Genomic DNA, 25,226 nt, shown 5'->3' on the forward strand with positions numbered 1-25,226 from the left:
GGGCAACGTACCGACCCCCGCCCCCGGTTCCTCCTCCGGGTGGGCCACGGGACCCCGGAGGCCAACCCGGGGCCAACCCGGGGCCAACCCGGGGCCAACCCGGGGAGGTGGAAGGGCGGGTGGGCGATCGGCGATCGCGGAGAATGGGGGCGTGCGCTACTGCCTCCTCGGCCCGACCCGGGCCCACACGCCGCAAGGCCCCGTCGCCGTCGGCGGCCCCCGAGTGCGCGCGCTGCTCACCGTGCTCGCGCTGCGGGCCGGGCGGGCGGTGCCCGTGGGCGTCCTCGTCGACGAGGTGTGGGGCATGGAGCCCCCGGCCGACGCCGTCGCCGCGCTCCAGGCCCTGGTGGGCCGGCTGCGCCGGGCCCTCGGCCACGAGCGGGTGGAGTCCGTCGAGGGCGGCTACCGCCTCGCCGCCGCGCCCGACGACGTCGACGCCCACCGCTTCGTACGCCTCGCGGCCGAGGGCGTACGGGAGCTGGACGCGGGCCGTCCCGGGCCCGCCGCCGCGCTCCTCGACGAGGCCCTCGCCCTGTGGAAGGGACCCGCGCTCGCCGATCTGCCCGACCGCGAGGCCGAGGCCGCCCGTTGGGAGGCCCGCCGGCTCGACGCCCGCCGGGCCCGCCTGACCGCGGCGCTCGCGCTGGGCGAGGCGGCCGCGGCGCTGCCCGAACTCGACGCCCTGTGCGTCGCCCACCCGCTGGACGAGCCGCTCCAGGCGCTGCGCATCCGCGCCCTGCGCGACACGGGCCGGCCCTCCGAGGCGCTCGCGGCGTACGAGACCACGCGCCGCACCCTCGCCGACCGGCTCGGCGCCGATCCGTCGCCCGAACTGCGCTCCCTGCACGCCGAGTTGCTGCAGGCACCGGCAGCGCCGCCGGCCGGCGCGCAGGCCCCGGCCGCCGCCGTCGGCAACCTCCGCGCGCGCCTCACCAGCTTCGTCGGGCGCGAGGACGACATCTCCGCCGTCCAGGACGACCTGCGCACCGCGCGCCTGGTCACCCTGCTCGGGCCCGGCGGCGCCGGCAAGACCCGGCTGTCCCAGGAGGCCGCCGAGCGGGCCGGCTCCGCCGCCGACGGCGCGTACCGCGACGGCGTCTGGCTCGTCGAACTCGCTCCCGTCACCGACCCGGAGGCCGTCACCGAGGCCGTCCTCGCCGCGGTCGGCGCCCGCGAGACCGTGCTGCGCGGTGCGGGCGCCGAGGAACTCCGCCTCGGCGAGGACCCGACGGGCCGCCTCGTCGAGCACTGCGCCCGCCGGCGGATGCTGCTCCTGTTGGACAACTGTGAGCATGTGGTGGGTGCTGCGGCGGCTGTGGTGGCGGTGTTGCTGGAGCGGTGTCCGGGTGTGTCGGTGCTGGCGACGAGTCGTGAGCCGTTGGGTGTGCCGGGTGAGGTGGTGCGGCCGGTGGGTCCGTTGCCGCCGGAGACGGCGGTGCGGCTGTTCGGTGAGCGGGGTGCGGCGGTGCGGCCGGGTTTCCGGGTGGAGCGGGACGCGGAGGCGGCGGCGGAGATCGTGCGGCGTCTGGACGGTCTGCCGCTCGCGATCGAGCTGGCGGCGGCGCGGTTGCGGGTGTTGTCGCCGCGGCAGATCGCGGACCGGTTGGACGACCGTTTCCGTCTGTTGACCTCGGGTGCGCGGACGGTGTTGCCGCGGCAGCAGACGTTGCGGGCGGTGGTCGACTGGTCGTGGGACCTGTTGGACGAGGGCGAGCGGGCTGTGCTGCGCCGGTTGTCGGTGTTCACGGGTGGCTGTGACCTGGAGGCGGCGGAGGCGGTGTGCGGCGGGACCGATCCCGGTGCCGCGGGCGCGGGAGCCGTGGGCGCGGGTGCCGCGGGCGAGGGCCTGGGTGGGGGAGCGGTCTCGGGTGACGTCCTCGATCTGCTCGGTTCGCTCGTCGACAAGTCGCTCGTGGTGGCCGCGCCGGTGGAGACCGGCATGCGCTACCGCCTGTTGGAGACCGTCGCCGAGTACGCCGCCGAGCGGCTCGACGAGGCCGGTGAGCGTGCGGTCGTCGAACGGCGGCACCTCGTCCACTACCGCGAACTCGCCCGCCTCACCGACCCCGAACTGCGCACCGGCCGCCAGGTCGCCGCCGTCGCCCGCTTCGGCACCGAGTACGGGAACCTGCGCACCGCGCTCCGGCGGGCGGTGGACGCGCGCGACGAGCACGAGGCGCTGGTGCTCGTGCACGCCCTGCTCTGGTACTGGACCATGCGCGACCTGCGGGCCGACGCCCTGCACTGGGCCGAGAGCGTCGCCGCCCTCGGGCCCGACCCGTTCGGACCGGCCGCCGGCCCCGTCGTACCGCTCTACGAGCCGGTGACCGCCGCGCCTCCGCCGCTCGGCGAGGACCAGCTGTGGGAGGCCAGGCGCGGGGTGCGGCTGATCGAGCTGCTCAACATGGACCACGAGACCGGCCGGTGGACCACGCCCGAGGGCGTCGAGCGGCTGCGGCGCATCAACGACTGCTATCCGCCCGGCCTTCCGCAGACCTGCCGGTTGCCCGGCTCGTTCACCGTCTTCGCCGTGCTCCTCATCGCCGAACCCGGCCTCATGGGCAAGGCCCTGGACGCCCACGTGGAGGCCTGCCGCCACTACGGCTACGAGTGGGAGCTCGGCAACGCCCTCCAGCTGCGCGCCAACATGCTCGCCAACCGCGCCGACCTGGCCGGGCAGGCCGCCGCCGACGCCGAGGAGAGCCTGGAGATCTTCGTACGGCTCGACGACGCCTGGGGCGCGGCCGAGGCGCTGTCGTCCCGGGCCGAGGCCCGCGAGCGGCGGCTGGAGTTCCACGGCGCCGCCGAGGACTTCGAGGCCGCGATCGGCTTCGCGCGCCGGATCGGCGCCCAGTCCCAGATGGCGCTGCTGCGCGCCCGCTACGCCGACATGCTGATCGAGACCGGCCGCGGCGAGGAGGCCGAGCGGATCCTGCGCGAGGTCGTCGAGGGCGAGCACGGGCGCGGGCACGAGCCGATGCTCGCGGCCCGGATCTTCCTGGCGCTGCTGCTCGGCAGGACCGGCCGCACCGCCGAGGCGCGGACGCATCTGCGGCGGCTGCTCGAGGAGTTCAGCTCGGAGACGTTCTCCATCTTCGAGGGCTTCACGCTCGGCAGCCTGGGCTGGGTGGAGAACCTGGACGGGCGGTACGCCGAGGCCTTCGACCTCGCCCGGCGGGCCTTCGAGCGCTCGCTCGGCGGCCTGTCGATCATGGTCGCGCCGCAGATGCCGGCGGTCCATCTGATCACGGCCGCGTGGGCGCTGGCCGGCCTCGGCGGCCCGTCGGCCCGTACGGCGGCGGTCCTGCTCGGCGCGTACGAGGGGCTGCTGCCGCCTGGGCATCTGCCGCCGCCCATGGAGCGGGAGAACCGGGCGCGGGCGACCGAGCTCGCGCGCGCCGCGCTCGGCGACGAGAAGGAGTTCGAGGCCGCGTACGCCGAGGGCGGCGGCCTCTCCTTGGAGGAGGCCGCCGCCCTGCTCGCACGCGCCGCCGACGCGATCTGAGGCGCGCCGAGTACCGATTCCCCGGTCCGGTTCGGTCCGGTCCGGTCCGGTCCGTTCCGGTCCGGACCGGTCCCGGCCGGCTTTCGCCGGCGGGCCGTCAGGTCTTGTTGCGGAACTTGGCGACCGCGAGCGGCGCGGTGACCACGGTGATGCCGACCGCCCAGGCGAGCGTCATCCACACGGAGTGGGCGACGGGACCGCCGTTGATCAGGGCGCGGGCGGCGTCGGCGAGGTTGGACAGCGGGTTGTAGTCGGTGAAGGACTGCAGCCAGCCGGGCATCGTGGTCGGCTTGGCGAAGATCGAGGAGCCGAACTGCAGGGGCATCAGGACGAGCATCGCCATTCCCTGGACCGCCTGGGCCGTCTTCAGCGTGAGACCGAGCAGGATGAAGATCCACATCAGGGACGCGCCGAAGACCATGGACAGGCCGACGGCGGCGAACAGGTCGAGGACCGAGGTGTGGATCTCCAGGCCCAGCAGGAAGCCCATGCCCAGCAGGATCGCGGTGGCGATCAGCATCCGGCCGACCTCGACGACGATCTTCGCGATGAGGACCGAGGAACGGGCGATCGGCATGGTCCGGAACCGGTCCATGACGCCCTTCTTGAAGTCGTCGTTGATGCCGGTGCCGACGGCCATCGCGATGTTCATGCCCATCATGGCCATCAGGCCGGGCACCAGGTAGTTCACGTACTCCTGCTGATTGCCCTTGCCGGCCACGGCGCCGCCGAAGACGTACACGAACAGCAGGATGAAGATGATCGGCATCAGGACGGCGTCGAACATCGACTCCGGGTCCTGCTTGATCTGGAGCGCGTTGCGCCGGGCGAGGGCGCCGATGTGGCGGAGGTTGGCCCGCAGGCCGATCCGTCCGTCCGCGCCGCCGGCGGCGGGCCGCCGGGCGGGGCCGGAGCCCGGGGCGTCCACGGAGGACTGGGGAAGGGTGGTGGTGCTCATGCGGCGACCTCCTCGGTGATCGTGTCGGAGACGGTGGCCTTCTCGCCGGTGATGGCGAGGAACACCTCGTCGAGGCTGGGCAGATGGGTGCCGATGTGGGCGATGCCGAAACCGCGGGCGCCGAACACGCCGACGACGGCGGTCAGCTGCTCGTCGCTGAGGATCGGCACGTACAGCGCGCCCTCGTCGGGTACGACACTGGCGCCGCCGATCCCGTCGAGACCGGTCTCGCGGAGGACCGCCGCCATGGCGGGCAGCTCGGCCGGGTCGGCCGGGCGGACCTTGAGGGTGCGGCCGCCGACGCGGGCCTTGAGATCGTCGACACCGCCCTTGGCGATGACCCGGCCCCGGTCGATGACGGTCAGCTCGGAGGCGAGCTGCTCGGCCTCCTCCATGTACTGGGTGGTGAGCAGCACGGTCGCGCCCTCGGCGACCATCCGCTGCACCTCGTCCCACACCTCGTTGCGGGTGCGCGGGTCGAGACCGGTGGTCGGCTCGTCCAGATAGAGCACGGCGGGCCGGCCGATCATGGAGGCGGCCAGGTCGAGACGGCGCCGCATGCCGCCGGAGTAGTTCATCGCGGGGCGCCTGGCGGCCTCGGTGAGCGAGAAGCGCTCCAGGAGCTCGTCGGCGCGGGAGCGGGCCTCCTGGCGGGAGAGGTCGAGCAGCCGCCCGATCATGTAGAGGTTCTCCCGGCCGGACAGCTTCTCGTCGACCGAGGCGTACTGGCCGGTGAGGCCGATGGTGCGGCGCAGCTGGCGGGGCTGGCGCACCACGTCGTAGCCGGCGACGGTGGCGGTCCCGGCGTCCGGGACGATCAGGGTGGACAGGCAGCGGACGAGGGTGGTCTTGCCGGCGCCGTTGGGGCCGAGGACCCCGAGCACCGTGCCCTCCCGGACGTCCAGGTCGACCCCGTCGAGGGCCTTGGTGTCGCCGAAGTGCTTCACGAGGCCCCGGACCTCGACGGCGTTGGTGTGTGATCGCGTCATGTCCACCATGGAACAGGTGGCCACCGACAGCGCACCGACAGCCGACCGACAGCACCGCCTACAACCACCGACAGCCGCCTACAGTCACCGACGGTCGACAGCCCGCCGACGGTCACCGACGGCGGCGGGCGGACGCCGGGGCAGGGAGAGAGACGTCGCCGCGCATGTCGACAGCCCGCCGACGGGGGACGGTCGGCGGGCTGTCGTCTTACCGCTGTGGCTGGTGGGCGATCAGTGGAAGGTGTGCTCCTCGGCGGGGAACGCCCCGCCGCTGACGTCCTCCGCGAAGGCGCGCGCGGCGTCGCCGAGCGTCTCGCGCAGGTTGGCGTACTGCTTGGTGAAGCGCGGCACCTTGCCGCCGGTCAGACCGGCCATGTCGGTCCAGACGAGGACCTGCGCGTCCGTGCCGGGGCCGGCGCCGATGCCGATGGTGGGGATGTGCAGGGAGCGCGTGACCTCGGCGGCCAGCTCGGCCGGGACGAGCTCCAGGACGACGGCGAAGGCGCCCGCGTCCTGCGCCGCCTTGGCGTCGCTGAGCAGCCGGTGGGCGGCCTCGTCGCTGCGGCCCTGCACCCGGTAGCCCATGGTGTTGACGGACTGCGGGGTCAGGCCGAGGTGGGACATGACCGGGATGCCGGCCTGGACGAGGAGTTCGGTCTGCGGCAGCGACCGCTCACCGCCCTCCAGCTTGATCGCGCCGACGCCCGCGTCCTTGACCAGCCGGGTGGCGCTGCGCAGGGCCTGGACGGGCCCTTCCTGGTACGAGCCGAAGGGGAGGTCGCCGACGACGAGGGCGCGCTTGGTGCCCCGGACGACGGCGGCGGAGAGCAGCGTCATCTCGTCCATCGTGACGGGCACGGTGGTGTCGTAGCCGAGGTGACAGTTGCCCATGGAGTCGCCGACGAGGATCACCGGGATGCCGGCCTCGTCGAAGACGGAGGCGGTCATGGCGTCGTAGGCGGTGAGCATGGGCCACTTTTCGCCGCGGACCTTGGCGGCGGCGATGTCGTGGACGGTGATGCGGCGGGTGCCCTTCCCTCCGTACAGCGCCTTGCTGCTGTCGGCGGGCGGTTTCTGGGCAGCCTGAAGCGTCATGGTGAACGGCTCCTCTGTGTCATCTCGAGGCGCCCTGTGGCGTCCCCGGACCACATCCATGGTGGCACTTCCGCGGGCGGGCGGGGAAGCAGGCCGACGAGTGGGGCGAAGTGGCGCTGTTCACACCGGGCCGCGCACTTCGTAAAGAGATCGTCAGCTTTTTCAATACGAGACGGTCTCGTATCGAAATGGTCGTAGGGTGGAGGCATGTCTCAGCCGTCCCCTGTCTCCGCCGCCTCCGCAGCGCCCCGCACGCCGGGCGTTCCCGAGGCCGTGCACCGCCGCCGCTGGGCGATCCTCGGCGTGCTCATGCTCAGCCTGCTGATCGTCGTCCTCGACAACTCGATCCTGAACGTCGCGGTCAAGACGATCGCCAGCCCGGCGCCCACCGGCATCGGCGCCACCCAGAGCGAGCTGGAGTGGTCGATCAACTCCTACACGCTCGTCTTCGCCGGACTCCTCTTCACCTCCGGCCTGCTCGGGGACCGGCTCGGCCGCAAGAAGGTGCTGCTCTTCGGCATCACGGTCTTCGGCGTCGGCTCGGCGCTGGCCGCGTTCTCCGGCGGCCCCGGCGAGCTGATCGCGTACCGGGCCGTGATGGGCTTCGGCGCGGCGTTCGTCATGCCGGCCACCCTCGCCGTCCTCATGAACGTCTTCGAGCGCAACGAGCAGCCCAAGGCCATCGGCATCTGGGCCGGCGGCGTCGGCCTCGCCATCGCGGTCGGGCCCATCACCGGCGGCGTCCTCCTGGAGCACTTCTGGTGGGGCTCGATCTTCCTGGTGAACGTGCCGGTGGTGCTGCTCGCCTTCGCGCTCATGGCCTGGCTCGTGCCCGACTCCAAGGACCCCAAGCCGGGCCGCATCGACCTGCCCGGTGTGCTGCTGTCGGTCCTCGGGCTCGTCCTGCTCGTGTACGGCATCATCCGCGGCGGCGAGCTGGCCAGCTTCACCGACGTCAGCGTGCTGCTGCCGGCGCTCGCCGGGCTCGCGGTCCTGGTCGGTTTCGTGCTGTACGAGAAGCGCAGCGACCATCCGGCGCTGGACGTCTCCTCCTTCCGCAAGCCCGCCTTCTCCGCCGCCGTCGCCGCGATCGCGCTGGTCTTCTTCGCCCTCATGGGCGTGACCTTCTTCTCCGCGTTCTACCTGCAGAGCGTCCGCGGCTACAGCGCGCTGGACTCCGGGCTGCTCATCCTGCCGCTCGCCATCGCCCAGATGGTCTTCGCGCCGCGGGCCCGCTTCGTCGTGGAGCGCTTCGGCGCGCGCGCCGTGTGCACGGCGGGCATGCTGGCGGTGGCGCTGGGCCTGGGCGCGTTCGCCTTCTTCGAGGCGGACACGCCGGTGTGGGTCCTGGAGGTCGTCTTCTTCCTGCAGGGCGCGGGCATGGCGCACATCATGACGCCGGTCACCGTCTCCGTGATGCAGTCCCTGCCGCGCGAGCGGGCGGGCTCCGGCTCCGCCATCAACAACACCTTCCGGCAGGTCGGCGGCGCGCTCGGCGTGGCGGTGCTCGGCTCGGTCCTGTCCAGCACCTACCGCGGCGAGATCGAGGGGCACCTGGGCGCCGTCCCGGCCGGCCTGCGCGAGGCGGCGGGCGAGTCCGTCGAGGCGACCCTGGCCGTCGCGGAGAAGCTCGGCCCGTCGGGCCGCGGCCTCGTCGCCCCGGCCTACGACGCCTTCCTCGACGCGATGCACGTCACCGCCATCGGCTCCGCCGCCGTCGCCGTCCTCGGCGCCGTCGTCGTCGCCCTCTTCCTCCCGGGCCGCCCGCCGGCCGGCCCCGAGGGACCCACGGTCGAGGACGCCCCGGCCGAGGCGGGAGAATCGGTCGCGAAATAGGGGGTGTCCGGCCCCACGGAACGAAAGGCGGATCCCGTGTCGCACCACCCGGCCCCACCGCCCGATTCCGCCCTGCCCGCCCCCGCGGCGGCTGCCACGCCGTCGGCGCGGGCGGGCGAGGGGCCGTCGGGCCCGCAGCACGAGGAGCGGCCGCCCGCGCCGCCCGGGCCGCCCGCCCCGGCCGGCGGGCTCGGCCCGCTGCTGGCCGGATGCGCCGCGCCCGGCGTCGCCTTTCCTGCTGGTCGGGCCGCCGGCCCGCAGGCGGCGGCCTCGCCCGGCGCGGCCGCCGGCGGCACCGCTCCCGGCCCGGCCGGTTCCGCTCCGGCCGGTCCCGGCCCGGCCGGTTCCGCTCCGGCCGGTCCCGCCTCGGCCGGTCCTGGCCCGGCCGGGTCCACCTCGGCCGGTTCCGCTCCGGCCGGGGGCGCCCCGGCCGGGGGTGGCCCGCGGCGAGGGCGGCCGCGGGCGCAGGGCGTCGAGGAGGCGATCTTCGAGGCGGCCGTCGGGCTGCTGGAGAAGGGCGTGCCCCTGGCCGAGCTGTCGATCGAGAAGATCGCTCGGACGGCCGGCGTCGGGAAGGCGACGATCTACCGGCGGTGGGCCGGCAAGGAGGACCTCTTCGTCGACCTCCTCCGGTCGGTCGAGCCGCCGGACCCGGTGCTGCCCGGTGTGTCCGTGCGGGACGACCTCGTCGCACTCATGGAGTCGATCCGGCAGCGCGGGCTCGCCAAGCGCAATTCCGCCCTCCTGCACAACGTCTTCTCGCAGATGCAGCTCTATCCGAAGCTCTGGGACGCCTACCACCACACCGTCATCGAGCCCCGCCGCCGCCTCGGCATCGACGTCGTACGGCGCGGCATGGAGCTCGGCGAGATCCGTGACGACCTCGACGTCGAACTCGTCAACGACCTCTTCACCGGCCCGCTCCTCCTGCGCAGCATCATCCGCCCCGGTGCCACCCTCGAGCCCGGCCTCGCCGAACAGGTCGTGGACGCCGTCCTGGAGGGGCTGCGGCCGCGCGACTGACAGAACGTACGAATGTGCGCGTTCTGTCACAGCCGTCCGCCCCGCGCGACCTGCAGGAACCCGCCACGGGCGTGTGTCGTCCCTCGATGAGTACGACCGACCCGGAATCGCCTAGTGTCGAGACCGGGTCGCACAGCAAGGCAGTAAGGCAGTGAGGACGGCAGCGATGGCGCGGGTGGACATGACGGAGACCGAGAACGGCGGAACCTCCGGGCCCCGACCAGGGCTCGGCGCCCGCCTCGCCCGGCTCCGCCGCGACCCCGGCATCTGGCGGCGCGGCATCGTCCTCGCCCTGTGCGCCGTCGTACTGGCGCTCCTGATGGTGCTTCACGCCGACATCCCCAACCGCATCGGCAACCTCGGCAGCCTCACCGAAACCTTCCTCCCCTGGCTCGGCCTCTTCGTGCCGGTGCTCCTCGTCCTCGCCCTGCTGCGCCGCTCCGCGACCGCGCTCGTCGCGCTGCTCGTGCCGGTCGTGGTCTGGCTGAATCTGTTCGGCGGGCTGGTCGTCGACAAGTCCGAGGCCGGCGGCGACCTCACCGTGGTGACCCACAACGTCAACGCCGACAACCCCGATCCCGAGGGCACGGCCCGTCAGGTCGCCGCCTCCGGCGCCGACGTCGTCGCCCTGGAGGAGCTCAAGGGCGACATGGTCCCGGTCTACGAGCGGGTCCTCGCCGAGACGTACAAATACCACTCGGTCCAGGGCACGGTCGGCCTGTGGAGCACCTACCCGCTGCGCGACGCCCAGCCCGTCGACATCCGCCTCGGCTGGACCCGTGCGATGCGGGCCACCGTGGCCGCCCCGGCCGGCGAGGTGGCCGTCTACGTGGCCCACCTGCCCTCCGTACGCGTCAAGCTCAACGCCGGCTTCACCGCCAACCAGCGCGACGACAGCGCCAACGCCCTCGGCGAGGCCATCTCCCACGACCCGCACCAGCGGATCGTCCTGCTCGGAGACCTCAACGGCACCATGAACGACCGCTCCCTCAACGCCGTCACCTCCCAGCTCCGCTCCACGCAGGGCGCGGCGGGCGACGGCTTCGGCTTCAGCTGGCCGGCGTCGTTCCCGATGGCCCGCATCGACCAGATCATGGTGAAGGGCGTGGAACCGACCTCCTCCTGGTCGCTGCCGGAGACGAAGAGCGACCACCTTCCGGTGGCCGCCCGCGTCAAGCTCTAGCGCGAGCGCGTCGCAGGCCTCGACCGTCTCGCCGGTCTCGACGGTCTCGCCGGTCGCTCCCGCCGCTCCCGCGTCTTCGCGCTCAGGAGCGCGTCTCCCGCCACCGGTTGGTGATCGGCAGACGGCGGTCCTTGCCGAAGCCCTTCGCCGAGATCTTCGTGCCCGGCGGGTACTGGCGGCGCTTGTACTCGGCCGTGTCGACCATCCGCAGGGTCTGCGTCACCATCGCGTCGTCGTAACCCGCCGCCACGATCTCGTCCTTGCCGCGGTCGCCGTCCACGTACAGCGCCAGGATCCGGTCCAGGACGTCGTAGTCCGGCAGCGAGTCGGTGTCGACCTGGCCCGGCCGGAGTTCGGCGCTCGGCGGCTTGGTGAGGGTGTTCTCCGGGATCGGCGGGGCCTGGCCGCGCTCCTCGGCGGCGCGGTTGCGCCAGCGGGCGAGCCGGAAGACGTCCGACTTGTAGACGTCCTTGATGGGTCCGTACGCGCCGACGGAATCGCCGTACAGCGTCGAATAGCCCACCGCCAGCTCGGACTTGTTGCCGGGCGCGAGGACGATGTGGCCCTCCTGGTTGGACAGCGCCATCAGGAGCGTGCCGCGCAGCCGGGACTGGAGGTTCTCCTCGGCGAGGCCGGTGAGGCCGAGCGCGCCCATGTAGGCGTCGAACATCGGCTCGATCGACACCGTGCGGAAGTGGAGTCCGGTGCGGCGGGCCAGTTCGGCGGCGTCGTCGCGCGAGTGCCCGGAGCTGTACTTCGACGGCATCGACACGCCGTACACGTGCTCCGGCCCGAGCGCGTCGCAGGCGATCGCGGCGACCAGGGCCGAGTCGATGCCGCCGGACAGGCCGACCAGCACGGAACGGAAGCCGTTCTTCTTCACGTACGCCCGCAGGCCGACCACGAGCGCCGAGTAGACCTCCTCGTCGTCGTCGAGCCGCTCCGCCTGACCGCCGGTCACCTCCGGCTCGTACGCGGGCAGCGGCTCCTCCGACAGCACGACCCGGTCGATCCGCAGCCCGTCGTCGACGACGGTGCCGCTCGGGGGCGCCTGCGGGTCGGCGGCCGGCAGGTCGAGGTCGAGGACGACGCAGCCCTCGGTGAACTGCGGGGCGCGGGCGACGACCTCGCCGGCCGCGTCGACGACGATGGAGTCGCCGTCGAAGACCAGGTCGTCCTGACCGCCCGTCATCGCGAGATACGCGGTGGTGCAGCCGGCCTCCTGGGCCCGCTTGCGGACGAGTTCGAGCCGGGTGTCGTCCTTGTTCCGCTCGTACGGCGAGGCGTTGACCGACAGGAGCAGCCCGGCCCGGGCGCTGCGGGCCGCCGGGACCCGGCCGCCCTCCTGCCACAGGTCCTCGCAGATGGCGAGGGCCACGTCGACGCCGTGGACGCGGACGACGGGCATGGTGTCGCCCTGGACGAAGTAGCGGTACTCGTCGAAGACGCCGTAGTTGGGCAGGTGGTGCTTGGCGAAGCGCAGCACCACCTCGCCGCGGTACAGCACCGCCGCCGCGTTCTCCGGCGACCCGGCGGGCCGGCCGAGCCGCGGCTGGGCGCGCTCGGAGCGGTCGAGGTAGCCGACGATCACGGGAAGGTCGCCGAAACCCTCGTTGGCGAGCCGCCGCCCGAGCGCCCGCAGGGCGGCCCGGGAGGCCTCGACGAACGAGGGCCGCAGCGCCAGGTCCTCGACGGGATAGCCGGTCAGCGCCATCTCGGGGAACGCGACGAGGTGCGCGCCCTGCTCGGCGGCGTGCCGGGTCCAGGTGACGACGGCCTCGGCGTTGTGGGTGAGATCGCCGACGGTGGAGTCGATCTGATTCAGAGCGAGGCGTAGTTGAGGCACGCTCCCCAGTCTAATCGTCAATTCGACGCGATGTCCTGGGGAACGTGCCTCGGCCGGCTCGGTGGCGACTACTTCGTCGGGCCGGTCCAGATCTGCGCGTCGTGCTCGAGGATCGTCGGCGAGAGCTCGACCTGCAGCTCACCGGCCGCGGCCGGGGCCAGCGAGAAGGTGTACTGGGCCGTGGCCTGCTTGCCGGGCAGCACCTTGCCCTGGAACGGCTTGGAGGCGTAGCTGCCGTCGAAGACCATGTCGGCGGCGGCGCCCTGGGCGTCCTTGGCGTCCGGCAGCGCGCCGGCCACGTCGAGCGGCTTGTCGCTGCCGTTGACGATGGTGATCGTCACCTGGAAGGCCTTGTTGCCCTTGGTGTGGCCCGCGGCGAACCCGTCCGGGGTGTGCGCCTTCGGCTGGGAGACGGTGACCTTGATCCCGTCGTCGTACGTGAAGGTGTCGCCGAACTTCAGCGCCGCGGGAGCCTTCTCGCCGGTGTCCTTGGAGGGCGCGTCGGTGGCCTCGCCGCCCGGCGCGGCGGAGGCGCTCGGCGTGCCGTCCACCTTCACCTTGTCCAGCTCCTCGGCGACGTCCTTGACCGCCGTGGCGAGGACGATCACCCAGATGACCGCCACGACGACCGAGAGGCCGCCGAGGACGGTGCCGGTGATCGCCATGCCCTTGTTGGTCGCCAGGCCCTTGCTCGCCCGGGAGGCGCCGATGATGCCGAAGATCAGGGCGAGCACGCCCAGGATCGCGCCGAGCCAGAAGAAGATCGGGATGATCGCGAAGACCAGGCCGACGATGCCCAGGACCAGAGCCGTGACGCCGAGGCCGTTGCGGGGCTGCGGAAGCGGGGCCTGCGGCATGCCCGGCATCCCGGGCGGACCGTAGGGCTGGGCGGGCGAGGGGCTGGGCATGGTCATGCGGGTGTCCTTCGTGAGACGGCCGTGAGACGGCATGGGGTACCGGCACGTCGCCCCACCCCTGGAGATCATGACCGTAAAGCAGGCGTAAGGTCGCGGGCCAGGGAATTGTGGAGACGGCAGGTGTTTCGTGGGCGAAATGTGATCACCGCTGACGACCGGTCAGGAGTTTCCTCCGGCTACGTGCCGACATGGGAGACCTGTCCGCCCCGTCCGCCCTGCCTGCCCTGTCTGTCCTGCCTGCCCTGTCCGCCGGATGCCGTGTGCCGTGTGCCGTGTGCCGGGGAACCTCGCGCCGTGGCCCGACGTTCGACCCACTGTGTCCAGGGTGTCCAGAGTGTCCATGGTGTTCACGAGCGTCGGGCGGGCCGCAGCCGTGCTGCTGGCGCTCGGCGCGCTCGCGTACACCGCCTGGGTCCTCGAAGTCGTCCTGCGCACCGGTCTCGACCCGGTCCGCACCTACGTCTCCGAACTCGCCGCCGCCGACCAGCCCCTCGGCGGCCTCTTCCGCGCCACGGACCTGACGGCCGGTCTGCTGGTCCTGGCCGGCGCGACGGCCGGGCTCGCGGCGACGGCCCGCCGCGCGGACGCCCGCCCGGTGCCGCGCCGGCCCTGGCTGCGCGGCGGCCTGCTCGCCCTCGCCCTCTTCGGCGCCGCCACCGTCGCCGACTCGCGGCTGCCGCTCAGCTGCGCCCCGACCGTGGACCCCGAGTGCGCCGCCCGCGAGACCGCCGGGCTCGTGCCCGCCACCCACGCCGCGCACGCGGTCAGCTCCACCCTCGCCATGACCGGGGCCCTGGCCGCGATGCTCGCGCTGACCGTGGCCGCCCGGCGCTACGGGATCTGGGCGCCGCTCGCCCGGCTCGGACCCGCCCTCGTCGTCGCCGAGTTCGCGGCCACCGCCTGGACGCTCGCCGCCGTCGCCGCCTTCGAGGCGGGAGGCGGCACCTCCTCGCTGGGCGCCGGCCAGCGGCTGCAGGTCCTGGTGGTGGCGCTGTGGCTGGGGCTCCTGGCCCACTCCGTACGACAGGAGGAGACGGCGCGGCGGCGGTCCGTACGGGAGCGGCCGCGGTCGGAGGAGCAGGGCCGGGCCGGGGCGCGGGCCGGCGAACGGGAACGGGGTCAGCGGTGACGGGGACAGCGGTGACGGCGGCACGCTTCGTACGGCTCGGCGGCGTCGCCCATCACGTCGTCGTCGACGGCTCCGGGCCCGTCTGCGTCCTCGCCGCCGGGCTCGGCATGAGCTGGTTCGACTGGGACCCGGTCGTCCGGCTGCTCGCCCCGCACCGCACCGTCGTCCGCTTCGACCGGCCCGGCCACGGCCTCTCCGAGCCCGCCGCGGCCCCGCCCACCGCCGCCGGCGAGGGCGACCGGATCGCCGGTCTGCTCGACGCGCTCGGGCTGCCCGGGCCGGCCACCGTCGTCGGGCACTCGATCGCCGGCTTCCACGCCGAGGCCTTCGCGCGCCGCCACCCGTCCCGTACCGCCGGCCTCGTCCTCCTCGACTCCTCCGTGGAGGAAGTGGAGCGACGCCCTCGCGCCTCGCGCACCGCACCGGCGCTCGCCCGCGCGCTCGGCACGCTGCTGTGCGCCGCCGGGATCCCGGCCGCGCTGGGGCCGGCCGCCCGCCGCCTGGCCGTGCGGCGCGATCCGGCGCCGCCCGCGCTCGTCCGCCGGGTCTACCGCACCTCCCGCGTCCTGCGCGGCACCCTCGACGAGAACGCCCACTACGGCGCCGTCGCCGCCGGACTGCTCGCACTGCGCGAGCGCGCCCCGCTGCCGCCCGGCCTGCCCGTCACCGTGCTCGCTGCGCCGGACGGATCCGCCCGCTGGGAACGCCGCCAGCGCGCGCTGGCCCGGCGGCTCGGCGCCCGCTACGAGGCGGCCGAACCGTCGGGCCATCTGGTCATGCTGGACCGCCCGGAGCTGGTGGCCGGGGCGGTGCTGGAACAGCGCTGAGGCGGCGGCGTACCGCGCGAGGACCGGGAGCGGTCAGGACGCGGCGTAGACGCTCTCGCAGAACGACTTCAGCTGGTCGTCCGTGAGCTGCCGGGCCAGGTCGGCCTCGCTGATCATGCCGACCAGGCGCTTGTCCTCGTCGATGACGGGCAGCCGGCGGATCTGGTGGCTCTGCATCTCCTCCAGCACCGCGCTGACGTCCGCGCCGGCCTCGATCCAGCGCGGCGTGCCCTTGGCCATCTCGCCGCACGTGACCTTGGCGGGGTCGTGGCCCATGGCCACACAGCCGACGACGATGTCACGGTCCGTGAGGATGCCGCAGAGCCGTTCGTTCTCGTCGGCGATGGGCAGCGCGCCCACGTTGAGGTCGCGCATCAGCTGGGCGGCGCGGTCGAGCGTCTCGTGTGCCGGGATCCACTGGGCCCCCGGGTGCATGATGTCCTTCGCCGTGGTCATGGGGTGCGTACCTTTCGTAGAAGAACGTCGTCCGTACGTCCCCGAGCGCTCCCATTGTCCGTTCGCGGCGAGGCCCCCGCGACCGCAGGGTCACGGGGGCCGTCGCCTCGACGGCGTAGAGGACAGGCGTCAGGCGCCGCGCGCCTTGAGCATGTCCGCCATCAGCGTGATCTCGGACGCCTGGGCGTCGACCATGCCCTGCGCGAGGTTCCGCTCGACGCCGGGCGCGCACCGCTCCACACAGCCCTGGGCCATGTGGATGCCGCCCTTGTGGTGCTCGGTCATCAGCTTCAGGTAGAGCACCTCGGCCTCCCGGCCGGAGGCCCGGCGCAGCCGGTCGAGCTCGGCGCGCGTCGCCATGCCCGGCATCAGCTCGCCGTCCTCGCCGCCCAGGTCGACGCCCATGCCCATCCAGGTCATCGGCGCCACGCCGGACTGCACCTTCGGCAGGCCCCACAGGTCGAGCCAGCCCAGCATCATGCCGCGCTGGTTGGCCTGGGTGTTGGCGATGTCGTACGCGAGGCGGCGCACCTCCTCGTCCTTCGTCCGGTCCCGGACGATGAACGACATCTCGACGGCCTGCTGGTGGTGGACGGCCATGTCGCGCGCGAAGCCCGCGTCCGCCGACTCCGCGGCCGGCGTCCTCGGCGCCTCGGCCGCCGCGTCGTCGCGGTCGGCGGAGGCGACGGTGACCGCGCCGCCGGCGAACAGCAGCGCGAGGACCACGGCCGTGACCGAGGCCCACTGCGTCCGGTTCAGCGTCACTGGCCCATCCCGGCGCCGCCCTGGCCGTCGGCGCCGACGCCGCCGGTGCAGGCGGCGCCCGGCTCCGGCGTCTGCGGGCCGCCCACGTACTTCGTGAAGAAGGCGTCGACCCGCGGGTCGCTCGCGTTGTCCACGGTCACCTGCTTGCCCCAGGCGCTCAGCATGATCGGGCCGGCCTGGTCCTCGTACGGGCTCATGAGCGAGTACGGCGTCTTCTTGACCTTGGCGCTCAGCTTCTCGACGTCACCGGCGGCGGCCTTCTTGGTGTACGTCACCCACACGGCGCCGTGCTCGAGGGAGTGCACGGCGTTGGTGTCGTTGACCGGCTTGTCGTAGACGTCGCCGTTGCAGTTCTGCCAGACCGGGTTGTGGTCGCCGCCGACCGGCGGCTTCATGTCGTACTTCACCGGCGTGGTGACGTGGTTGCGGGTCAGCTTCTTGGCGTCCCAGGACTTCTCGCCCTGGATGGGGGCCTTGGCGGTGGCCTCCTGCTGCTCCTTCTTGTCGTTCTCCTTCGACAGCACCCAGCCGCCGAAGCCGACGAGGCCGAGCACGACGACGGTGGAGAGACCGATGGTCAGGAAGCGGTTGCGGCGCTCGCGGGCCTGCTCGGCGCGGCGCATCTCCTCTATGCGGGCGCGGCGGTCGGCGGTGGCGGAGCGGTTGGCGGCCATGGTGGTCGTCCTTCTGGTGTGGGTGAAGAGGTGCGAACGGAAACGAACGTGACGGAAGAGCCCGGCCGCTTACGTCCGCAGGACTTGAAGGACGTGGAGGTCCGGCGCACGGGGCCGGGCGCCGAGGAGGGACGTCCCGAGGCCGGCGGGCGACACCTCGGGCCGCGGGAGCCGGCCGGCCGCGTGCAGCGGCGGGTCCAGCGGCGGTGCGCTGAGCACGGCGGGGGAGAGGGACGGGAAGAGCGAGCAGTCGCCGCGGTCGAAGGGACAGACGTACCGGTCGGCGGCGTGGAGCACCTCGGCGGCCCGCAGCCCGCCGGAGCCGGCATCCGCCGAGGCGGCGCGGGCGCTCGCCCGCTCGTGGTGGGCCCGCTCGCCCGGGCCGGTGCCCGCGCCGGTGCCCAGACAGAGGAAGAGCGCGCCGAGGAGCGTCGCCACGGCACTCGCCAGTGCCACGGGACGCGGGTACCGGGACAGGCCCTCGGGCCGGGTGCCCCCCATGGCCCGAGATCGTAGTGGCAGAACGGGGCCGATGGGCCGTACGGGGTACCACTCGGTACCGGGAATGGCGCGGGAACGCTGCGGGAACGCTGCGGGAATCGGCCCTTCCCCCGTTACCCGCGTCACAGCGGAGCAGGCAGTATGGGTGTGCAACGTGCACGAAACCATGTGGTGGGATGCTCAGGTGCCCCCCGATGTGCCCGAGGCGGTGGGATCAGGCGGCCTGACCAGCGAGGATGGGTGTGGAAATGGACAAGCAGCAGGAATTTGTGCTCCGTACGCTCGAGGAGCGCGACATCCGCTTCGTGCGTCTGTGGTTCACCGACGTGCTCGGCTTCCTCAAGTCGGTCGCCGTGGCACCCGCCGAACTGGAGCAGGCCTTCGACGAGGGCATCGGCTTCGACGGCTCCGCGATCGAGGGCTTCGCCCGCGTCTACGAGTCCGACATGATCGCCAAGCCGGACCCGGGCACCTTCCAGATCCTGCCGTGGCGCGCCGAGGCACCGGGGACCGCCCGGATGTTCTGCGACATCCTCATGCCGGACGGCTCGCCGTCCTTCGCGGACCCGCGCTACGTCCTGAAGCGGGCCCTCGCCAAGACCTCGGACCTGGGCTTCACCTTCTACACCCACCCCGAGATCGAGTTCTTCCTGCTGAAGGACAAGCCGCTGGACGGCACCCGCCCGACGCCGGCCGACAACTCCGGCTACTTCGACCACACGCCGCAGAACGTGGGCATGGACTTCCGCCGCCAGGCCATCACCATGCTGGAGTCGATGGGCATCTCGGTGGAGTTCTCCCACCACGAGGGCGCGCCGGGCCAGCAGGAGATCGACCTGCGCTACGCGGACGCGCTGTCCACCGCCGACAACATCATGACCTTCCGTCTGGTCATGAAGCAGGTGGCGCTCGAGCAGGGCGTGCAGGCCACGTTCATGCCGAAGCCGTTCTCCGAGTACCCCGGCTCGGGCATGCACACCCACCTCTCCCTCTTCGAGGGCGACCGCAACGCCTTCTACGAGAGCGGCGCCGAGTACCAGCTGTCCAAGGTGGGCCGCTCCTTCATCGCGGGCCTGCTGCGCCACGCCGCGGAGACGGCGGCGGTCACCAACCAGTGGGTCAACTCCTACAAGCGCATCTGGGGCGGCTCCGGCCGCACCGCCGGCTCGGGCGGCGAGGCCCCCGCCTACATCTGCTGGGGCCACAACAACCGTTCCGCCCTGATCCGCGTCCCCATGTACAAGCCCGGCAAGATGGGCTCCTCCCGCGTCGAGGTCCGCTCCATCGACTCCGGCGCCAACCCGTACCTGACCTACGCGGTGCTGCTCGCCGCGGGCCTGAAGGGCATCGAGGAGGGCTACGAACTCCCGGCCGGCGCCGACGACGACGTCTGGGCCCTCAGCGACGCCGAACGCCGCGCCATGGGCATCGAGCCGCTCCCGCAGAACCTGGGCGAGGCCATCGCCCTGATGGAACGCAGCGAACTGGTCGCGGAGACCCTCGGCGAGCACGTCTTCGACTTCTTCCTCCGCAACAAGAAGCAGGAGTGGGAGGAATACCGCTCCGAGGTCACCGCCTTCGAGCTGCGCAAGAACCTGCCGGTGCTGTAGGCGCAGGTCAGAGCGGGTAGAGCCGGAAACCGGCGCTCGGGGCCGACGGTGGCGAACCGTCGGCCCTGAGCCGTCTCATGAGCCCTGGGCCGTCTCTGGGCCGTCCGGCGTCGACGACGTTCCGGCAGCTCCGGGCCGTGAATCAGAACAGCGCCACGATCACGCTCACCACTTGCATGACCCGGTACTTCAGCCGGTGCCAGTTGCTGCAAAAGCGCTTCGGCGTCCACCACCGGTGCTGTTCGAGCAGGTGCCCGCACCACTTGCACGGCAGCGGATCGACCTCGATCTCTATGACCCCCACGCCGCGACTCTAGCGGCAACTGAGCTGGGAGAACGACGAGAGCACATCTCTGCTAATTGTGATCGTGTGACATCGGCGGCGGGGCAGGTCACGGCCTTCGAGCTGCGCAAGAACCTGCCGGTGCTGTGACGGGGCGTCGCCGGGACGCTCGTTAGGACGCCACCGCCGCGCGGGGCCGGGGGCGGGGCCGGGTGGTGGGCTGGGCGCGGAAGGAGAAGGCCTCCATCAGGGGGCGGTGCCTGGTCTTCTGGACGGCGGCGATGCGCCAGGTGCTGGCCGGGGTGCGGACCAGGGTGTAGGTGGCGAGCTTGCCGAGGCGGCGGGGCCGGCGGCCCTTGTGGACCTCGCCGCGGGTGACGGCGACGGCCGTGGCCGGGCCGTGGAAGCGGAGGTCGAGGACCTCGAGCGTGAGCCGGGTGCCCTTGAGGAAGCTGTCGAAGAGGGCCTGGTGGGCGCGGCCGATCTCGTCGGCGCCGTGATAGACGGTGCCGACGAAGGTGACGTCGGTGGCGTCCTCGGTGAAGTGGGACCCGTACGCGGCGCCGTCGCCGCGGCCCCAGGCCTCGGCGCTCGACTCCAGCAGGGCGCGGATCGCGGTGCTCTCGGCGTTCTCGGAGGGCTCGGTCGTCTCGGTGGCGCTCATGGTGGTGCTCCCTTCCATGGTACCTTCCCCGGAGATGAGGATTCTCGAAGGAAGTATCTTCTCTGGAGAAGTCTCTTCCTTGAGGAAGAGAATAGGGAGTGAGGGAGAGCGGTGTCAACGTCGTCCTCGATGCCGTCCGACGCGAGCGAGATCTACCGCCGCTATCTCAGCGCCGTGATGCTGCACGGCCACGCCGGCGCCCGCGCCGTCGACCTCGGCGCCACCGACCTCTACGCGCTCAACATCCTCGATCTCGCGGGGCCCATGACGCCCGGTGAGCTCGGGGCGCGGGCCGGGCTGACCACCGGGCCGACGACACGGCTGATCGACCGTCTGGAGAAGGCGGGATACGTCCGCCGGGCGGCCGATCCCGACGACCGCCGCAAGGTGATCGTCCAGCCCGCGGGCCGCCCCGCCGACCTCGACCGGGCCCTCGCGCCCGCCCGCCGCCGCATCGCCGAGATCCTCGGCGGCTATCCGCCCGAGCAGCTCGCCGTGCTCTTCGACTACTTCACCCGCGCCGCCGAGGCCTACCGCGAGGCCGCCGAGGAGCTCTGACCTCCGGTCGCATATCCCGTTGCGCCGCACCGTTCGGCTGCCGAACACTGTCCGGCGTGAACGACCTGAACGACCTGAACGACGTAAGCGACGTGAGCGACGTGAAGACCATCGAGACGGACCGGCTGCTGCTGCACCCGCTCACCCGCGAGGAAGCCCGGCGGATCGTCGACGCCGAGCCCGCTCCCGGCGACCGGTGGGCCGAGGGGTATCCCGGGCCGGGTGACGCCCGCGGGGCGCAGAACTTCCTGCGCGGCGCGGCCGAGCGCGGCGACCCCGGGGACTTCCGCGCCTACGAGATACGGCTGCGCGACGGCGGCACCGCCGTCGGCGGCATCGGCTTCCACGGCCCGCCGGACGAGCACGGCATCGCGACCGTCGGATACGGCCTGGTGCCGGCCGTACGAGGCCGGGGCTACGCCTCGGAGGCGCTCCGCGGCCTCGTCGACCGGGCCCGCGCGGCCGGCGCCGCCGGAGTGAGAGGCGACGCCGACCTCGACAACACCGCCTCCCACCGGGTCATGGAGGCGGCCGGCCTGCTCTGCGACGGCGAGGACGAGCGGCTCCGCCACTACCGCCTGGTCTTCTAGCGGGCGGGGCCTCCGGGCGGGTGGGACCGGTCGTGTCGATCGCAGGGCTCTCGGCGGGTGCCCCGGCCGGCAGCTGACCGCTCGTCAGACCGCGTACCGCCCAGAGCGCTTGGGAATCACGCCCCGGGCGCGCCGCGCGTCCGCCCGGACGTCACCTCTCCGTCAGCTCCGACGGCGCCTCCTGCACCACCCACCCGTTGCCGTCCGGGTCGGTGAAGGCCATGAAGGAGTTCCAGACGCCGCCCTTGCCGTCCTCCCAGCCCGTCGCGCCCACGTGGCGGACGGGAGAGACGTCCACGCCCCGGGAGACCAACTGCTCGCGGGCCGCCTCGATGTCCGTGACGCACAGCTGGAGACCGTGCAGCGCGCCGGGCGCCGTGGTGGAGGCGCCCGGGAACGGCGGCATGCCCTTCAGCAGCGCGATCGAGCAGCGCGAGCCCGGCGGAGTGATCTGCACGATGCGGACGCCGGGCGCCACCTCCTGGTCCAGGTCGACCTTGAAGCCGCACTTGTCCGCGTAGAACTCCTTGGCCCGGTCCAGATCGGTGACGGGCACGGGCACCACTTCCAGCGTCCAGTTCATGCCGCCGATTGTGCCGCCGCGCCCCGCCGCGCGCTTCCCGGGAAGACCCGGGCCGTTGCGCCGGATAGGCTCGACCGGGGACCTGACGGAGCAGGACGTGACCGGTGGAGGAGCGGCTACATGACGGTGCCGGGGCGCAGGAGCAGCACGTTCACCCGGCTGCTGCGACACGGGTTCACCGACCCCTCGGCCGCCGAGCGGCTGCTCGACGTGCCCGAGCTCGCCGCGCTGCGCGACGACTCCGTCCTCCTGGACGCCCTCGGCGCCACCGCCGACCCCGATCTCGCGCTGCGCGGACTGGTCCGTCTCGTCGAGGCGCAGTCGGAGACCGAGCGGCCCGCCCTGACCACCACCCTGCTGTCGGCCAAGCCCTTCCGGGACCGGCTGCTCGGCGTGCTCGGCGCCTCCGAGGCGCTCGCCGACCACCTCGCCCGCCATCCGCACGACTGGCAGGCCCTCGTCACGTACGAGGCGGCCGACCTGCACCCGGGCGTCGCCGAGTTCGAACGCGGCCTCGCCGAGGCCGCCGACCCGGTGGCGCTGCGGGTCGCCTACCGCCGCTGCCTGCTCGCCATCGCGGCCCGCGACGTGTGCGGCACCATCGACGTCGCCCAGACCGCCGCCGAGCTCGCCGACCTCGCCACCGCCACCCTGCGCGCGGCGCTCGCCCTCGCCCGTACGGCGGCGCCCGACGACGCGGCCCAGTGCCGGCTCGCCGTGATCGCCATGGGCAAGTGCGGCGGCCACGAGCTCAACTACGTCTCCGACGTGGACGTGATCTTCGTCGGCGAGGCGGCCGACGGCGCCGACGAGGCCAAGGCCCTGCAGGCCGCGACCCGGCTCGCCTCGCACCTCATGCGGATCTGCTCCGAGACGACCGTCGAGGGCAGCATCTGGCCCGTCGACGCCAACCTCCGCCCCGAGGGACGCAACGGCCCGCTCGTCCGCACGCTCTCCTCCCACCTCGCCTACTACCAGCGCTGGGCCAAGACCTGGGAGTTCCAGGCCCTGTTGAAGGCCCGCGCGGTGGCCGGCGACCAGGAGCTCGGCGCCGCCTACATCGACGCCGTGTCCCCGCTCGTCTGGCAGGCGGCCGAACGCGAGAACTTCGTGCCCGACGTGCAGAAGATGCGCCGCCGGGTCGTCGACAACATCCCCGCCGGCCAGATCGACCGCGAACTGAAGCTCGGCCCCGGCGGCCTCAGGGACGTCGAATTCGCCGTCCAGCTGCTGCAGTTGGTGCACGGCCGCAGCGACCCGACGCTGCACAGCGGCACCACCCTCGACGCGCTCGCCGCGCTCGCCGCCGGCGGCTACGTCGGCCGCGCCGACGCCGCCCAGCTCGACGACGCCTACCGCTTCCTGCGCGCCATGGAGCACCGCATCCAGCTCTACCGGCTGCGCCGCACCCACCTCGTGCCGGAGGGCGAGGCCGACCTGCGCCGCCTCGGCCGCTCGCTCGGCCTGCGCACCGACCCGGTCGACGCACTCGGCCGCGAGTGGAAGCGGCACGCCGCCGTGGTGCGCCGGCTGCACGAGAAGCTGTTCTACCGGCCGCTCCTCGACGCCGTCGCCCAGCTCGCGCCCGGCGAGATCCGGCTCAGTCCCAAGGCCGCCGGGCAGCGGCTCGAAGCGCTCGGTTACGCCGATCCCGCCGCCGCGCTGCGCCACCTGGAGGCGCTGTCCTCCGGCGTCACCCGCAAGGCCGCGATCCAGCGGACGCTGCTGCCCGTGCTGCTCGGCTGGTTCGCCGACTCGGCCGACCCGGACGCCGGCCTGCTCGGCTTCCGCAAGGTGTCCGACGCGCTCGGCAAGACGCCCTGGTACCTGCGGCTGCTGCGCGACGAGGGCGCCGCCGCCGAGAACCTCGCCCGCGTCCTGTCCGCCGGCCGGCTCGCGCCCGACCTGCTGCTGCGCGCGCCCGAGGCGGTCGCCATCCTCGGCGACCCGGAAGGCCTGAAGTCCCGCGGCCGCGACCACCTGGAACAGGAGGTGCTCGCCGCGGTCGGGCGCGCCGACGGGCCCGAGCAGGCGGTGGCGGCGGCCCGCGGAGTACGGCGCCGCGAGCTGTTCCGTACCGCGGCGGCCGACCTCATCGGCTCGTACGGCACCGAGGACAGTCCCCGCGAATCCGACCCCGGCGCGCTCGTCGACCGGGTCGGGCGGGCCGTCACCGACATCAACGCGGCGACGATCGCGGGCGCGCTGCGGGCGGCCGTGCGCGCCGAGTGGGGCGAGGAGCTGCCGACCCGGTTCGCCGTCATCGGCATGGGCCGCTTCGGCGGGCACGAACTCGGTTACGGCTCCGACGCGGACGTCCTGTTCGTGCACGAGCCGCGCGAGGGCGTCGACGAGCAGGAGGCGGCGCGGGCCGCCGGCCAGGTCGTCACCGAGATGCGACGGCTCCTCCAACTGCCCACCTCAGACCCGCCGTTGCTCATCGACGCCGACCTGCGCCCGGAGGGCAAGAGCGGCCCGCTGGTGCGCACCCTGAAGTCGTACGAGGCCTACTACCGCCGCTGGTCGCTGGTCTGGGAGAGCCAGGCCCTGCTGCGGGCCGACATGATGGCCGGCGACAAGGACCTGGGCGAGCGTTTCCTCGCACTGATCGACCCGCTGCGCTATCCGGCGGAGGGCCTCGGCGAGGACTCGGTGCGCGAGATCCGCCGGCTCAAGGCCCGGATGGAGACCGAGCGCCTGCCGCGCGGCGCCGACCCGACGCTGCACGCCAAGCTGGGCCGGGGCGGGCTGAGCGACGTCGAGTGGACGGTGCAGCTGCTCCAGATGCGGCACGGCTGGGCGGAGCCGGGCCTGCGCACCACGCGTACGCGCGAGGCGCTGGCGGCGGCGCACGCGGCGGGCCTCATCGGCACGGACGACGCCCAGACGCTGGACGAGGCGTGGGTTCTCGCCACCCGCGTCCGCAACGCGGTGATGCTGGTGCGCGGCCGCTCCGGCGACACGTTTCCCTCGGAGCCGCGCGAGCTGGCGGCGGTGGGTCGCTACCTGGGCTACGGGCCGGGGCGGGTCGGCGAGATGGTCGACGACTACCGCCGCGTGACCCGCCGCGCCCGCGCGGTCGTCGAATCCCACTTCTACGCCACCTAGCCCCCGCCCCGGGCCTCGCGCGGCCCGCGCCCGCTGACGCGGCGCCTCGTCGCCCCCGCCTCGTGCGGGTGGCGCCCGCTTGCGCGGCGCCCCTCGCCACCTCCGCCCGGGCTCGCGCCCGCTTGC

At 73.2% G+C, this 25,226-nt stretch carries 22 protein-coding genes; 10 read left to right on the top strand and 12 right to left on the bottom strand.

The window, feature by feature from the left end:
• Positions 1-151: 151 nt before the first annotated feature.
• Entirely contained in the window at positions 152-3,505 is a 3,354-nt protein-coding gene (locus ACIGO8_RS23685) for a BTAD domain-containing putative transcriptional regulator (RefSeq protein ID WP_399734009.1), read from the top strand.
• Positions 3,506-3,602: 97 nt separating this feature from the next.
• Here ACIGO8_RS23685 and ACIGO8_RS23690 read toward each other — a convergent pair whose 3' ends face one another.
• From ACIGO8_RS23690 to panB, 3 genes are all read right to left on the bottom strand, one after another.
• Positions 3,603-4,463 (bottom strand): ABC transporter permease, encoded by an 861-nt coding sequence (locus tag ACIGO8_RS23690; protein WP_399734011.1) that lies wholly within the window; start codon positions 4,461-4,463, stop codon positions 3,603-3,605.
• Positions 4,460-5,461 (bottom strand): ATP-binding cassette domain-containing protein, encoded by a 1,002-nt coding sequence (locus ACIGO8_RS23695; protein ID WP_399734284.1) that lies wholly within the window; start codon positions 5,459-5,461, stop codon positions 4,460-4,462. The genes ACIGO8_RS23690 and ACIGO8_RS23695 overlap by 4 nt, the downstream gene beginning before the upstream one ends.
• A 222-nt stretch (positions 5,462-5,683) precedes the next feature.
• The gene (gene panB / locus ACIGO8_RS23700) at positions 5,684-6,547 is read right to left on the bottom strand and encodes a 3-methyl-2-oxobutanoate hydroxymethyltransferase (protein WP_399734014.1); all 864 of its coding nucleotides are present in this window, start codon (positions 6,545-6,547) and stop codon (positions 5,684-5,686) included.
• Positions 6,548-6,754: 207 nt separating this feature from the next.
• On the opposite strand from panB, the gene ACIGO8_RS23705 reads away from it, so the two are divergent.
• The 3 genes from ACIGO8_RS23705 to ACIGO8_RS23715 all read left to right on the top strand — a co-directional run bounded on the left by ACIGO8_RS23705 (position 6,755) and on the right by ACIGO8_RS23715 (position 10,589).
• Positions 6,755-8,383, top strand: coding sequence for an MFS transporter (locus tag ACIGO8_RS23705; protein WP_399734017.1), 1,629 nt, complete (start codon positions 6,755-6,757; stop codon positions 8,381-8,383).
• 36 nt (positions 8,384-8,419) lie between these two features.
• Positions 8,420-9,406 (top strand): TetR/AcrR family transcriptional regulator, encoded by a 987-nt coding sequence (locus ACIGO8_RS23710; protein ID WP_399734020.1) that lies wholly within the window; start codon positions 8,420-8,422, stop codon positions 9,404-9,406.
• A gap of 166 nt (positions 9,407-9,572) precedes the next feature.
• Positions 9,573-10,589, top strand: coding sequence for an endonuclease/exonuclease/phosphatase family protein (locus ACIGO8_RS23715; RefSeq protein WP_399734287.1), 1,017 nt, complete (start codon positions 9,573-9,575; stop codon positions 10,587-10,589).
• A gap of 82 nt (positions 10,590-10,671) precedes the next feature.
• Here the strand turns inward: ACIGO8_RS23715 and ACIGO8_RS23720 are convergent, their stop codons facing one another.
• Together ACIGO8_RS23720 and ACIGO8_RS23725 are read right to left on the bottom strand one after the other, a co-directional pair.
• Positions 10,672-12,435: an NAD+ synthase gene (locus ACIGO8_RS23720; RefSeq protein WP_399734023.1), complete on the bottom strand. Its 1,764-nt coding sequence runs from the start codon at positions 12,433-12,435 to the stop codon at positions 10,672-10,674.
• Between the two features lie 68 nt (positions 12,436-12,503).
• Positions 12,504-13,349, bottom strand: a complete 846-nt coding sequence (locus ACIGO8_RS23725) for a DUF4190 domain-containing protein (RefSeq protein ID WP_399734026.1) — start codon at positions 13,347-13,349, stop codon at positions 12,504-12,506.
• A gap of 343 nt (positions 13,350-13,692) precedes the next feature.
• Here ACIGO8_RS23725 and ACIGO8_RS23730 point away from each other — a divergent pair, with 343 nt between their 5' ends.
• Both ACIGO8_RS23730 and ACIGO8_RS23735 read left to right on the top strand, forming a co-directional pair.
• Positions 13,693-14,481: a DUF998 domain-containing protein gene (locus ACIGO8_RS23730; RefSeq protein ID WP_399734029.1), complete on the top strand. Its 789-nt coding sequence runs from the start codon at positions 13,693-13,695 to the stop codon at positions 14,479-14,481.
• An 11-nt stretch (positions 14,482-14,492) separates the two neighbouring features.
• Positions 14,493-15,308: an alpha/beta fold hydrolase gene (locus ACIGO8_RS23735; RefSeq protein WP_399734032.1), complete on the top strand. Its 816-nt coding sequence runs from the start codon at positions 14,493-14,495 to the stop codon at positions 15,306-15,308.
• Positions 15,309-15,341: 33 nt separating this feature from the next.
• Here ACIGO8_RS23735 and ACIGO8_RS23740 read toward each other — a convergent pair whose 3' ends face one another.
• From ACIGO8_RS23740 to ACIGO8_RS23755, 4 genes are all read right to left on the bottom strand, one after another.
• Positions 15,342-15,764 (bottom strand): CBS domain-containing protein, encoded by a 423-nt coding sequence (locus tag ACIGO8_RS23740; protein WP_399734035.1) that lies wholly within the window; start codon positions 15,762-15,764, stop codon positions 15,342-15,344.
• Between the two features lie 129 nt (positions 15,765-15,893).
• Positions 15,894-16,523, bottom strand: coding sequence for a DUF305 domain-containing protein (locus ACIGO8_RS23745; protein WP_399734290.1), 630 nt, complete (start codon positions 16,521-16,523; stop codon positions 15,894-15,896).
• A gap of 2 nt (positions 16,524-16,525) precedes the next feature.
• Complete coding sequence (locus tag ACIGO8_RS23750; protein ID WP_399734038.1) at positions 16,526-17,203, bottom strand: DUF3105 domain-containing protein; 678 nt, start codon at positions 17,201-17,203, stop codon at positions 16,526-16,528.
• A 69-nt stretch (positions 17,204-17,272) separates the two neighbouring features.
• Entirely contained in the window at positions 17,273-17,659 is a 387-nt protein-coding gene (locus ACIGO8_RS23755) for a hypothetical protein (protein ID WP_399734041.1), read from the bottom strand.
• Between the two features lie 293 nt (positions 17,660-17,952).
• Here ACIGO8_RS23755 and ACIGO8_RS23760 point away from each other — a divergent pair, with 293 nt between their 5' ends.
• On the top strand, positions 17,953-19,314 hold the full coding sequence (locus ACIGO8_RS23760) for a glutamine synthetase family protein (RefSeq protein WP_356700555.1): 1,362 nt from the start codon (positions 17,953-17,955) through the stop codon (positions 19,312-19,314).
• Positions 19,315-19,456: 142 nt separating this feature from the next.
• Here the strand turns inward: ACIGO8_RS23760 and ACIGO8_RS23765 are convergent, their stop codons facing one another.
• Positions 19,457-19,618 carry a hypothetical protein gene (locus tag ACIGO8_RS23765; RefSeq protein WP_399734044.1) on the bottom strand — a complete coding sequence of 54 codons (162 nt, stop codon included), beginning with the start codon at positions 19,616-19,618 and terminating at the stop codon, positions 19,457-19,459.
• A 151-nt stretch (positions 19,619-19,769) separates the two neighbouring features.
• Positions 19,770-20,261, bottom strand: a complete 492-nt coding sequence (locus tag ACIGO8_RS23770; protein ID WP_399734047.1) for an SgcJ/EcaC family oxidoreductase — start codon at positions 20,259-20,261, stop codon at positions 19,770-19,772.
• A 129-nt stretch (positions 20,262-20,390) separates the two neighbouring features.
• Here ACIGO8_RS23770 and ACIGO8_RS23775 point away from each other — a divergent pair, with 129 nt between their 5' ends.
• Positions 20,391-20,819 (top strand): MarR family winged helix-turn-helix transcriptional regulator, encoded by a 429-nt coding sequence (locus tag ACIGO8_RS23775; RefSeq protein ID WP_399734049.1) that lies wholly within the window; start codon positions 20,391-20,393, stop codon positions 20,817-20,819.
• A gap of 56 nt (positions 20,820-20,875) precedes the next feature.
• Entirely contained in the window at positions 20,876-21,409 is a 534-nt protein-coding gene (locus ACIGO8_RS23780; RefSeq protein WP_399734052.1) for a GNAT family N-acetyltransferase, read from the top strand.
• Between the two features lie 151 nt (positions 21,410-21,560).
• Here the strand turns inward: ACIGO8_RS23780 and ACIGO8_RS23785 are convergent, their stop codons facing one another.
• Entirely contained in the window at positions 21,561-21,992 is a 432-nt protein-coding gene (locus ACIGO8_RS23785; protein WP_399734055.1) for a VOC family protein, read from the bottom strand.
• A gap of 120 nt (positions 21,993-22,112) precedes the next feature.
• Here ACIGO8_RS23785 and ACIGO8_RS23790 point away from each other — a divergent pair, with 120 nt between their 5' ends.
• Complete coding sequence (locus ACIGO8_RS23790; protein ID WP_399734058.1) at positions 22,113-25,100, top strand: bifunctional [glutamine synthetase] adenylyltransferase/[glutamine synthetase]-adenylyl-L-tyrosine phosphorylase; 2,988 nt, start codon at positions 22,113-22,115, stop codon at positions 25,098-25,100.
• Positions 25,101-25,226: the final 126 nt, after the last annotated feature.

The sequence above is a fragment of the Streptomyces sp. NPDC053493 genome (assembly GCF_044544825.1).
In the GTDB taxonomy this organism is placed as follows: domain Bacteria; phylum Actinomycetota; class Actinomycetes; order Streptomycetales; family Streptomycetaceae; genus Streptomyces.